Here is an 11,416-nt window from a genome sequence, read left to right as displayed (position 1 = left end):
TCTTCTGCAAACGGGGGATCTGAAAGTTGGAAGGTATTAAAGGAGGGTATCGGAGATGATGCGGGCGCCGGGCACCGGGCCATGGACGGCAATCGCGCTGAGGCCCTTATGCTGCAGCTCCTCGGCGAGTCCTTCTGCGGCCTCGGGATTGTGGGCCAGCAGGGCAACCGTGGGGCCGGAGCCGGAGACGATCCCGGCAATGGCACCGGATGACTCGCCAAGGCCCAAGGTGTCCCGGAGGCTCGGGGCAAGTTCGATGGATGCCCGTTGGAGGTCGTTGACGAGCACCCTGCTCAGGGCGTCGGCGTCCCCGCTCCGCAGTGCCTGCAGGATCTGCGGGTCCACCGCCGTGGGCTCCGCGACGTCCAGCCCCTCGGCGTCGCGCAGCCTGTCCAGCGTCCGGAAAACTTCCGGGGTGGGGAGCCCGAAATCGGCGGTGACCAGGACCCAGTCCATCTGCGCCCTGGCCAGGGCCGGCGACAGATCATCGCCCACACCCAGGCCCACTGCCGTCCCGCCGAGCAGCGCAAACGGCACGTCCGCCCCGAGCTCGGCGGCGAGATGGGCCAGTTCGTCCCGGGACAGTCCGCTGTTCCACAACGCATCGCAGGCCAGCAGGGTGGCGGCGGCGTCCGCCGATCCCCCGCCCATGCCGCCGGCCACCGGCACGCGCTTGGTGATTTCCAGGTGCACGCCGGTGGAGTGTTCCGAAACATCAGCCATGATGGCGGCCGCCTTGTAGGCGAGGTTGCGCTCATCGAGCGGGATATCCACGCCGTCGAGGTCCAGGGTGCTGGCGGGACTGATACTGACGGTGATGCCGTCACCGTCGGTGCTCGTGGCAGCCACTTCCTCGTATAGCGAGACGGCCAGGTACACACTGGCCACCGAATGGTAGCCGTCCGGACGCAGAGGACCCACATCCAGTGAGACGTTCACTTTGCCCGGAGCCTTGACCCGGACAGTCCTTGCCGCAAAGCGCCCTCTCACTGCGTTCATGAGTCCAAGCTAGGGCATGGTGGTGCCGGGCTCCAAGAAGGCCCGGGCGCGGCGGCGTCGTCCGGGGACACTGTTACAGAGGACACCGTTGGCCGGGCCGCCGATGCCGGGGTCCGGCTTCGGCGCATCAGGCGCCCGCGGCCTGGCGGGCTTCGGCGATCCTGGCGAACGCTGCGATGTCGATGACTTCGCCGCGTGCGGTGGGGTCCACCCCCGCTGCGACGAGGCAGCGCTCCGCTTCGGCAGCGCTCCCCGCCCATCCTGCGAGGGCGGCGCGGAGCGTCTTCCGGCGCTGGGCAAAGGCGGCGTCGATCACGGCGAAAACCTGCTCGCGGGTGGCTGTGGTGACCGGCGGTTCGCGGCGCGTGAAGGCCACAAGTCCCGACTGGATCTTCGGTGCCGGCCAGAACACGTTCATTCCGATGACGCCGGCCTTGCGCATGCTGCTGTACCACGCGGCCTTGACCGAGGGCACGCCGTAGATCTTGGAGCCGGGGCCGGCGGCGAGCCGGTCCGCCACTTCGTCCTGCACCATGACCAGGCCGTGCCGGATCGCCGGGAAGTGCTGCAGGAGGTGGAGGACCACGGGCACGGCCACGTTGTAGGGCAGGTTTGCCACGAGGGCTGTGGGTTCCGCCGGGAGTTCCGTGACTTTCATGGCGTCGGCACGCACCAGATGGAATTCCCCGGCGGCGTCGGGCCGCCACTGCCGGACAGTTTCCGGGAGCTTGGCCGCCAGGACGGGATCAATCTCGACGGCGACCACGGACTTAGCGGCGTCCAGCAGGCCGAGAGTCAGGGAACCGAGGCCGGGTCCGATTTCCAGGACGGTTTCCTCCGCGCCGATACCGGCAGCGGCCACGATCCGGCGGATGGTGTTGCCGTCGATCACGAAGTTCTGGCCGAGGGTCTTGGTGGGGCGGACGCCGATTTCCTCGGCCAGCCTGCGGATATCGGAGGCGCCAAATAGGGGGGCTGGCGCAGTACCGGAGGCGGAGGGAGTCGGGTCAGTCACCTAGGTATCCTATCCCGGCGCCCGGCCGCGCCTGGAAACGGCGGGCACGGCGGCGGCACGGCAAAGGCCGGGCCCGGAGGTTCCGGACCCGGCCTTTCGCGGATCCGCAGCTGTGGTCAGCTGCCGCGGCGCCGGATGGCTTAAAGGTTTCTGGTTAGCTGCTTGCTGCCCAGCCGCAGCCCCACGGCGAAAGGCCGCGCTCTGCGTAGACCCGGTTGGCGATGTCGATCTGCTGCGCCTTCGTGGCCAGGCTGGCGTTGGGGGCGTAGGCTCCGCCGCCGGCGCCGATCCAGGTCTGAATGTCGAACTGGAGGCCGCCGTAGTAGCCGTTGCCGTTGTTGATGGACCAGTTCCCGGTCGATTCGCACTGCGCGATCTTGTCCCACATGGCCACGTTCATCATGGCCGGGGCCGCTGCTCCGGTGTTGGCCGCTTCCGGCTTCGGCTCTTCCTTGGTGCCCACGGTGACCTTCTCGGTGACCGGCTCCCGGGTGGCCGTGGTGGAGACCAGTGTCCGGGAGGCTTCGCGGCCGTCAACGAGCACCAGCTTGTACGTCTTGGTGACCGCGCCCGGGACGCCGGGCTGGGTGACCTTCTCCTCGCCCTTGGCCAGCTGGGCGCTGTCCGTGCTCAGCCTGTCGAACGGAACTTCCTCGGTGGTGGTTGCGGTCTTGCCCGTCTCAACACGGGAAACCTTGATCACCATATTGTTGACCACCGGCGCGTTCGCCGGCTGCGAGGACCGGTCTGCCGCTGCCAGTTTCACGCCGGCGTCCTTGAGTACTTCTCCGACGTTGGGTGCCGTCGTGGTGGTCTTGGCTGCCTTGCCGTCGGCGATGATGCTCACCGTCTTGGGGGTCGAGATGGCCACGAATGATCCATCGACGGCCAGCTGGGCGTCCTTCGGCACGGAAATCTCGGAGGCGCTGGCCACGCCAAGCTGCGTCACGAGCCCGGCCACGTCCGGTGCCGTGGTGCTGACGGTCTTTTCCGCCCCGTCGAGGCTCACCTTCACGGCCTTGGCCAGGTTCACGTTGATGACGGAGCCGTTCTCGACGCGGGCGTCCGCCGACGGCCAGACGCGGTCGGCTGCCTGGAGCTCAACCTTGGCGCTCTTGACCACCTGGCCCACTGTGCCGCCGAACGTCTGGACGGAGCTGACTTTGCCGTCAACATTCAGGGTGACTGTCTTGTTGTTGCCCACGAAGGCGACGAGCCCGAGCACGAGTGCCGCGAGCACCACCATCTGGGTGCCGACCTTGACGAAACTGAACTTGCCGTCCGACTTGAAGAAGTTGACCACGATTGCCCGTAACTGTTGAGCTGTCCGGGCACGGGGAAAAACGCACAGAGGCACCTGAGGCAATCACCCTAGGGTGGACTCCGGGCCATCCCGGAGCCTGCAGCAGGCATGTGCGCCGCCACACTCACATGGCAGGACATCCGAAGGCGCCCTGCCTGAAAGAAGTGAGTGACATCATCCGGAGGCCTTCCCCGACCCCGGCTAATAGTTTTTCACTGTAACCGAAGCGTTATAAAGCCACCAAAATTATTGCCTACCTGGTATGCACGCCAGCGGGGCGGCGAGCCGTGCCTCTTAGTCCCAGGATCCGTAGGCCCGCACGGTATTACGGCTGATTGCGGTGCACAGACCGGCGAGGTCCGCCCCTGTCAATTCGGCCACGGCCCGGACGGTGTAAGGCACCATGTAACTCGCGTTGGGCCGGCCGCGGTGCGGATGCGGCGTCAGGAACGGGGAGTCTGTTTCCACGAGCACCAGTTCCGGGTCCGCCACGGCCAGTGCCGCACGGAGGTTGGCGGCATTCTTGAAGGTGAGCGTGCCGGCGAACGACATGAACCAGCCTTCGGCGTTGCAGATCCGGGCGAGGTCCGCATCGCCCGAAAAACAGTGGAACACCACCCGTGCCGGCGCGCCCTCCTCCCGCAGGACCTGTACTACGTCACTGTGGGCGTCGCGGTCATGGATCTGAAGGGTCAGGTCCAGCCGTTTCGCGATGTCGATGTGCCGCCGGAAGGAGTACCGCTGGTGGGCCAGCCCGTCCCCCTCGGTGCGGAAGAAGTCCAGGCCGGTTTCGCCGATGGCGCGGATCCGGGGGTGGCCGGCCAGATCTTCGATTTCGGTCAGGGCTGCCTCCAGCTCACCGCGCTGGGCGTAGGCAGGTGCATCGTTCGGGTGGATTGCCACCGCTCCGAGCAGCCGGGCATCCGCATCAACCGCCCGCACCGTGAACCTGGACGATTCGAGGTCGCAGCCAACCTGGACTGCGCCGCACACGCCCACGGCCTCCGCGGCGTCCAGCGCAGCGGCAACCTCCACGCGGACGTCGTCGCCGGGGAAATCGAGGTGCGTGTGGTTGTCCATCACGGGCACCGGCAGGGGCTCGGGCGCCGGCGGGTAGGTTTGCTTGCCAGACCCGTCGCTTCCGGTCGCGCGATAGGGGCTGGGGGGCAAGGAATGGCGCATCCCTCCAGCCTAGCGGCGGGAGCTTGGCCTCTTGGAACTGGCCGCAGAATTACTTGGAACTCTCTGTTAGCCACGGCAGTTGTCTTAGTACGCTGGTACGGAAAGATGTGAACGCCCGCCAACGGGCATCGGCAGACTTCCGCCGCACCGTTCCGGGCGTCACTCAGGGCTGAAAGGTTGCCGATGGAACCGCACCGACGCACCGCGATCGACGAAGTGATCCAAGGCGGGCACGGCTTCGCAGGGGGCGCTGCCCACAGCGGACACCAGCTCAACGGCCACAAGCCGGCCGCGCTGGATGCCGTGGCGTTCCGCGCCGCGAGCGAACGCATCCTGACAGCCATCAACACGGTCATCGACGGCAAGGCTGAGGCCGCGAAGCTGGCGCTCACGGTCCTGCTTGCCCAAGGCCACCTGCTCCTCGAGGACGTGCCCGGCGTGGGTAAGACGCTCCTCGCCAAGACCCTGGCCCGAACCATCGACTGTTCCGTCAGCCGCATCCAGTTCACGCCTGACCTGCTTCCCTCCGACGTCACCGGCGTTTCCATCTACAACCAGTCCTCGCGCCAGTTCGAGTTCAGGCCCGGCGCCGTGTTCGCGAACATCGTGATCGGAGACGAAATCAACCGCGCCTCCGCAAAGACGCAGTCCGCCCTGCTCGAATGCATGGAGGAGCACCAGGTGACGGTGGACGGGCACTCCTACGGACTCGCCGCGCCGTTCATGGTGGTGGCCACACAGAACCCGATCGAGATGGAGGGAACCTACCCGCTGCCGGAAGCGCAGCGGGACCGTTTCATGGCCCGTATCTCCATGGGCTATCCGGACAAAGACTCCGAGATCCAGATGCTGGAGACCCACCAGGCCACCTCGCCGCTGGAGCGTGTCACGGCAGTGGTCACCTCGGCAGACGTGGCGGCAATGATCGCCACGGTTCAGCAGGTCTTCGTCTCTGAATCCGTCAAGGAGTACACAGTCGCCGTAGGCCGGGCAACCCGGGACAGCGCCATGCTCCGCCTCGGTGCCAGCCCCCGTTCCATGCTGCAGCTGCTCCGTGCGGCCAAGGCAACAGCGGCACTGGACGGCAGGGACTTCGTCCTGCCGGACGACGTCGTTGCCGTTGCCGAATCGGTGCTGGCGCACCGGATCATCCTGGACCGCAAGGCGGCCAGCACCGGTGAGACCCCGCAGAGCGTCATCCGCGGGGTCCTGGCCAAGCTGCCCGTCAGCCAGGACATGGCCGACTCCGCCAAAGCCCACCGGCAGGCGGCACGCTCCGGACAGCCGGGATCCCGCTCGGGGCGGCCGGCAGCCGAACTGCGTCCTAGCCGCTAGCCGGGATCGCCGCCGTGGCACTGCTGGACAGCCTCCCCCGCCATCTCTTCAGCACTCGCGGCTGGGGCCTGCTGGCCGCTGGGGTGATTTCGCTGCTCTGCGCCCAGGTCATGGGCCGCCGGGACCTCCTGCTGCTCGGCGTGCTGCTGACCCTCCTGCCGCTGATTTCGCTGGCCGGCATCAGGGTGGTCAAGCCCAGGTTCCGGGTATACCGCGAGTTCAGCCCCTCGACGGTCGAAACGGCCTCCATCACCACCGTCCGGCTGGCCGTGGCCCGGACCGGGACCGGCGTGGGCAGGGTCATCATGGAGGAACGCCTGCCGCCGAGATTCGGCGAATCCCCGGCATTCCGCTTCCCCGCCCGGTCCGCCTCGGGCGGTACCAGCCGCTACGAATACCACCTGCGTTCAGGAAAACGGGGGCAGTTCACCATCGGCCCCGTGACGGCGGAGTTCACTGATCCGTTCGGGCTTTCGCTGCACAGGCACTCCATCGACGACGGCGACACGCTCACCGTGACGCCGGCCGCCGTCGAACTTCCCGCGACGGGACTGGCCGGCGCCCGCGGAAACGACGGCATCACGGCGACCCGCACGCGGGCCAATCCCAGCGATGACGACGTCATGACGCGCGAGTACAGGCACGGCGACCCGATGCGCCGGGTGCACTGGCCGGCCACAGCCCGCCACGGCGCCCTGATGGTCAGGCAGGAGGAATCGGTCACCACGCCTGAGGCCACGATCATCCTGGACCAGCGCTTCATCTCCTTTGCCACGGGCTTCGGCGCGGTCTTCGGCAGCGACGACGGCGACGACCTTGTCACGAGTGACACCTTCGAATGGGCCGTGACGGCGGCCATGTCCGTCAGCGCGCACCTCGCCGAACGCAACTACTCCCTCAGGTTCCTTGACGCGGCGGGCGATCCCGCCTTTCACCGCTCGCAGTCCGCGCCGGAACCTGACGCAGAAGAGTACAGCGGCGCCGGCGGCCTGCAGTCCGTAGCCGAAAGCCTCGCCGCCATCCAGTTATCCGGTCCGCACCACATGCGCCGCGAGCACGACGCTGCCCGCCGCGAACACACCGGCTTGGACTCCGGCCAGTCCGTTTTCGACGACCGGCTCATGGACAAGCTCGCGGCACACCGAATGCGCGGACCCGTCGTGGCTGTCCTGGGCAAAATCTCCTTGGCGGAGGCCCGTGCCCTGGCGCCGGCGGCGGGTTATGCGGCGAACGCGTTCGCCTTGGTGGTCGCCGACAGGCCCGCCGAGTGCCACGACGTCCTCGAGGCCCTGCGCCTCGGCGGCTGGCGTGCTGTGGCGGTGGAGGCGGCCACGTCGCTGCCCGCAGCCTGGACGTACTTCGATGAAGGCGATACAGCGGTCTGGACGGCCTCGGCCGACGTCCGGCGCGGTGCGGGGGTGGCCCGGTGACGCTCACGCCCCAGCGCCAGGTCAGCGCCGAAGCACGGCCGCCTTGGAATGAACCTTCCCGCCCCAAACGCAGTGGCGTCGGCGCCTACCCCTGGGTCATGGCGGGCGCCGTTGCGCTCGCCGTCTGCGGCGCAGCACTGTCCCTCAACGGTGTTCTCCGGGGATGGGCGTGGTTCTTGCCGGTTCTCACCACCGTCCTGGTGGTGTCCCTGGCGATGGCTGTCCTGCGCACCGTCCGGGCGCAGCCGGTGCTGGTGCCCTTGAGTGGCCTGGCATCGCTGGTGCTCATCCTGACGTTCACCTTCTTCCGCCGGGAAAGCATCGCGGGGTTCATTCCTTCCGACACGACCATGGCCGCGCTGGGCCGGCTTCTCCGGCGCGCCAGCGAAACCGTGCTGGCTGAAAGCTCTCCGGTGGCACCGAACGCCGGCATCGTCCTGGTCACGTGCGCCGCGCTGGGCCTCGTCGTCATCCTTGTGGACGCTTTGGCCCTGCCCTTGGGCATGCCCGCCACGAGCGGCCTGGGCCTCTTGGCCGTCCTGATGGTGCCCGCCATCATCAAGCCGCAGAGCGTGGGGCTGGCGGGATTCCTGGGGACGGCGGCCGGGTACCTCGCCATTCTCGCGTGCAGCCAGTGGTTCGCTCCCGATGCGCGCACCCAGGCGGACACGGCCCGGAACCCCGGACAGGTCAAACGCGCCGCCCTCACCGGATCCGTGGCCCTGGTGGCAGCCCTGCTGTTGCAGCTCGTCATCCCGGGCTTTGACCAGGGCACCTTCCCCCAGGGGTCACGGCTGAACCCCTGGGGCTCCTCCAACGGGCTGAATCCCATGATCAGCCTCGGGAACAGCTTGCGCAGCCCGTCAGGTGACGGCCGCATCACCTATGCCACGAATGCCACCGCGCCGCTGTATCTGCGCTCCGTCACGGTGGACCGGTTCGACGGCGAGTCCTGGTCGCCGGACGACCGCGATTCAACCCGCCGGGCGGGTGCCGGGCGGATGGACGTGGGGCACGAGATTCTCGCTCCGGAGCAGGTCCGGCAAATAACGGCGATCAACACCGGGGATTTCACCAGCCCCTACCTCCCCGCGCCCTACGCGCCGGAAGCCGTCAACGGGCTCACGGGCCGGTGGAGCTGGGACCCCGCCACGCTGACCATCAAAGGCACCGACACCAACTCCAGGAACCAGCAGTACCTCGTCGTGTCCTCCACCCCCAAGCTGACCACGGAGCTGCTGAACGAGTCCTCCGCGCCGGTCCAGGGGGTTCCGGACGAGTTCCTCAGGCCACCGGCCAACCTGCCGGAAATTGTCCGCACCACTGCCGATGCCGTGACCCGAAACAGCGCGACGGCCTACGCAAAGGCGATGGCAATCCAGCGGTACCTGCGTGCCGGTGACTTCACCTATTCACTGGAATCACCGGTCCAGGGCGGCTATGACGGCAACGGGCTGTCTGTGCTGGCCGATTTCCTGACCCAGAAGAGCGGATACTGCATCCACTTCGCCTCGGCCATGGCCGTGATGGCCCGGGTCGAGGGCATCCCCAGCAGGATCGCCGTGGGCTACGCGCCCGGCCGGCTGACCGGGGAAACGGTGTCCGTCGCGGGCCAGGGCGCGCTCCCCGAGTTCGAGGTCGATGCCAGGGATGCCCACGCGTGGCCGGAGCTGTACTTCCAGGGCCTGGGCTGGGTTCAGTTCGAGCCCACACCCTCACGTGGCGTGGTGCCGCCTTATGCCCAGGATCCCTCCTCCGGAGGCGCCAGCACGAATGACGGGAACAACGACGGCCTCCTGCCGACCGGCGGGGCAACACCGCCGGCTGCCCCGGAAACGCCGCCTCTCCCCCTGCCGGGAGCGGGCGAAGCCGACACCGGAAGCCAGCTAGCGCCTCTGCTCTTCGGCGCTGCCGCGGCTCTGGTGCTGGTCTTGGTTGCCGCGTCCCCGCGGCTGGTGCGCAGCAGCATCCGCGCCCGGCGCCTCCGGAGGCCGGCCGCCGCGAGGAACGGCCGGGACGCGGTGCCGCTCGCCTGGGCAGAGTTGCTGGACCTCGCCGAGGATTACGGCGTGCCGCCGGCGGCCAGTGAAACACCCAGGAGTTTTTCTGCGCGGCTCCGCGGCTCGTCGGCCCTCGACCGGGACGACGGCCGGAAACCGGAAGGTGCCGCATCCGCCGGGACCGTGGACGCCGGGACTCCCGGCTCCGGGGCCACCGACGCCGGGACCGTCGACGCCGGGCACCGCGCGGTGATCACCCTGACGGGAGACTTCGAGCGGCACCAGTATGGCCGGCCCGGTAACGGGCATGCTGGCTCGGCCGGCGAGGGCCGCCAAACCACGGCGGAACAAACACCGGCGCAACAGATCGCCCTGGTGCGGGAGGCACTGCGCCGCAACGCAGGAGTGATGTCGCGGCTCCGCGCGGACTGGCTGCCGCCGTCGGTGATGTCCCGCTGGGCTTGGATCGCCGGAGCGCCCTTCCGCGCGGTGCGCGGTGTGGCTGCCCGCGTGCGCCGTGCCGTCGCGGGACTCTGGGACAAGGCCCGCGACGGCGTACGGCGGTTGCGCGAAGGCTAGCCGGCGTAGGGGTCGGCGATGCCGATGTACTGGGTGTAAAGGTACTCCTCGATGCCTTCGAGTCCGCCTTCACGTCCCAGCCCGGACTGCTTGACGCCGCCGAACGGCGCAGCCGCGTTGGAGACGACGCCGGCGTTCAGGCCGAGCATGCCGGTCTCGAGGCGCTCGCCCATCCGGATACCGCGGTTGAGGTCCCTCGTGAAGACGTAGGCCACCAGGCCGTATTCGGTGTTGTTGGCCAGGCGGACGGCCTCGTCCTCGGAGGAGAACGTGATGATCGGCGCGACGGGTCCGAAGATTTCCTCGGACAGGATCCGGGTGCCCTCGGTGACGCCCTTGAGGATCGTGGGCTGGTAGAAGTAGCCCGGCCCGTCCACGGGAGCTCCGCCGACAACGGCGGTGGCGCCGGAGGCGAGGGCATCGCTGACCAGCTCGTGAACCTTGTCCCGGCTCTTGGCGTCGATCAGCGGGCCCACCTTGGACTCGGGCTCGGTGCCGCGGGCGGTGGTCATGTCCGCCATCTTGGCCGCGAACTTCTCGGCAAACTCGTCGGCAACGGATTCGTGCACGATGAACCGGTTCGCAGCGGTGCAGGCCTCGCCCATGTTGCGCAGTTTCGCGATCATGGCACCGGCGACGGCGGCATCGACATCGGCGTCCTCGAACACGACAAACGGGGCATTGCCGCCAAGTTCCATCGAGGTCCGCAGGACATTCTCCGATGCGTCGGACAGGAGGCGTCGGCCCACCTCGGTGGAGCCGGTGAAGGACAGTTTGCGCAGCCGGGCGTCCTTGATCAGCGGCCCCGTGGTGGCACCGGCGGTGGACGTGGGGATGACGTTGAGGACACCGGCGGGCAGGCCGGCTTCCAGCATGACGGCGGCGAACAACTGGGAGGTCAGCGGAGTGAGGTTGGCGGACTTGAGCACCATGGTGCAGCCGGCGGCCACGGCAGGGGCCACCTTGCGCGTGGCCATGGCCAGCGGGAAGTTCCACGGCGTGATCAGCAGCGAGGGTCCAACGGGCTTCTTCTGCACGAGCAGGCGGGTCTTGCCCTCCGGCGAGACCGAGTAGCGGCCGAAAGCCCGGACTGATTCCTCGGAGAACCAGCGCAGGAATTCAGCACCGTAGGTGACCTCGCCGCGGGCCTCGGCCAGCGGTTTGCCCATCTCCAGGGTCATGAGCAGTGCGAAGTCCTCCGCGCGCTCGGTGACCAGCTCAAATGCCCGGCGCAGGATCTCGCCGCGCTCGCGCGCGGGCACCTTGGCCCAGGAATCCTGCGCGGCCGCGGCGGCATCAAGGGCGGCCATCCCGTCTTCGGCGGAGGCATCGGCGATGCTCAGCAGCACTTTGCCGGTTGAGGGGTCTTCGACGTCGAAGGTTTTGCCTGACGCCGCCGGACGCCACTCACCATTGATGAGCAGGCCGGTGGGAACAGATGCGAGCAGTTCGCTTTCACGTTCTGCGGTAACAGTGGACTGTGTATTTACAGACACGGTGACTCCCTCGTCAGCAATTCGGGTTGCGGGTTTGTGTGCAGCTCCGGCATCCGGCATCTGGCCGCGTGCGGCCC

At 68.1% G+C, this 11,416-nt stretch carries 8 protein-coding genes; 3 read left to right on the top strand and 5 right to left on the bottom strand.

The features are described from left to right. Positions 1–36: 36 nt before the first annotated feature. From ABFP37_RS00685 to ABFP37_RS00670, 4 genes are all read right to left on the bottom strand, one after another. A complete protein-coding gene (locus tag ABFP37_RS00685) occupies positions 37–999 on the bottom strand; it encodes a 4-(cytidine 5'-diphospho)-2-C-methyl-D-erythritol kinase (protein WP_078030083.1) in 963 nt (320 codons plus the stop codon). 127 nt (positions 1,000–1,126) lie between these two features. Continuing rightward, on the bottom strand, positions 1,127–2,014 hold the full coding sequence (rsmA, locus tag ABFP37_RS00680; RefSeq protein ID WP_078030084.1) for a 16S rRNA (adenine(1518)-N(6)/adenine(1519)-N(6))-dimethyltransferase RsmA: 888 nt from the start codon (positions 2,012–2,014) through the stop codon (positions 1,127–1,129). 154 nt (positions 2,015–2,168) lie between these two features. After that, a complete protein-coding gene (locus ABFP37_RS00675; protein ID WP_347032439.1) occupies positions 2,169–3,317 on the bottom strand; it encodes a transglycosylase family protein in 1,149 nt (382 codons plus the stop codon). A 294-nt stretch (positions 3,318–3,611) separates the two neighbouring features. Continuing rightward, positions 3,612–4,397 (bottom strand): TatD family hydrolase, encoded by a 786-nt coding sequence (locus ABFP37_RS00670; RefSeq protein ID WP_347032438.1) that lies wholly within the window; start codon positions 4,395–4,397, stop codon positions 3,612–3,614. 285 nt (positions 4,398–4,682) lie between these two features. Between ABFP37_RS00670 and ABFP37_RS00665 the strand changes: the two genes are divergently transcribed. From ABFP37_RS00665 to ABFP37_RS00655, 3 genes are read left to right on the top strand one after another with little or no spacing between them, the layout of a single operon-like run. Continuing rightward, a complete protein-coding gene (locus tag ABFP37_RS00665; protein ID WP_347032437.1) occupies positions 4,683–5,834 on the top strand; it encodes a MoxR family ATPase in 1,152 nt (383 codons plus the stop codon). 14 nt (positions 5,835–5,848) lie between these two features. Continuing rightward, a complete protein-coding gene (locus ABFP37_RS00660; RefSeq protein WP_347032436.1) occupies positions 5,849–7,264 on the top strand; it encodes a DUF58 domain-containing protein in 1,416 nt (471 codons plus the stop codon). Further along, positions 7,261–9,843: a DUF3488 and transglutaminase-like domain-containing protein gene (locus ABFP37_RS00655; protein WP_347032435.1), complete on the top strand. Its 2,583-nt coding sequence runs from the start codon at positions 7,261–7,263 to the stop codon at positions 9,841–9,843. Before ABFP37_RS00660 ends, ABFP37_RS00655 begins: the two co-directional genes overlap by 4 nt. Here the strand turns inward: ABFP37_RS00655 and ABFP37_RS00650 are convergent. Then, complete coding sequence (locus ABFP37_RS00650; RefSeq protein WP_078030205.1) at positions 9,840–11,339, bottom strand: NAD-dependent succinate-semialdehyde dehydrogenase; 1,500 nt, start codon at positions 11,337–11,339, stop codon at positions 9,840–9,842. The genes ABFP37_RS00655 and ABFP37_RS00650 overlap by 4 nt on opposite strands. Positions 11,340–11,416: the final 77 nt, after the last annotated feature.

The organism is Burkholderia sp. RS01 (assembly GCF_039748055.1).
Lineage (GTDB): Bacteria > Actinomycetota > Actinomycetes > Actinomycetales > Micrococcaceae > Arthrobacter.
This window is presented reverse-complemented; position numbering and strand designations above follow the sequence as displayed.

Excerpts from the sequence above, each read along its gene's own strand:
- ABFP37_RS00685 (WP_078030083.1), bottom strand. The coding sequence starts at position 999 with ATGAACGCAGTGAGAGGGCGCTTTGCGGCAAGGACTGTCCGGGTCAAG.
- ABFP37_RS00670 (WP_347032438.1), bottom strand. The coding sequence starts at position 4,397 with ATGGACAACCACACGCACCTCGATTTCCCCGGCGACGACGTCCGCGTG.
- ABFP37_RS00665 (WP_347032437.1), top strand. The coding sequence starts at position 4,683 with ATGGAACCGCACCGACGCACCGCGATCGACGAAGTGATCCAAGGCGGG.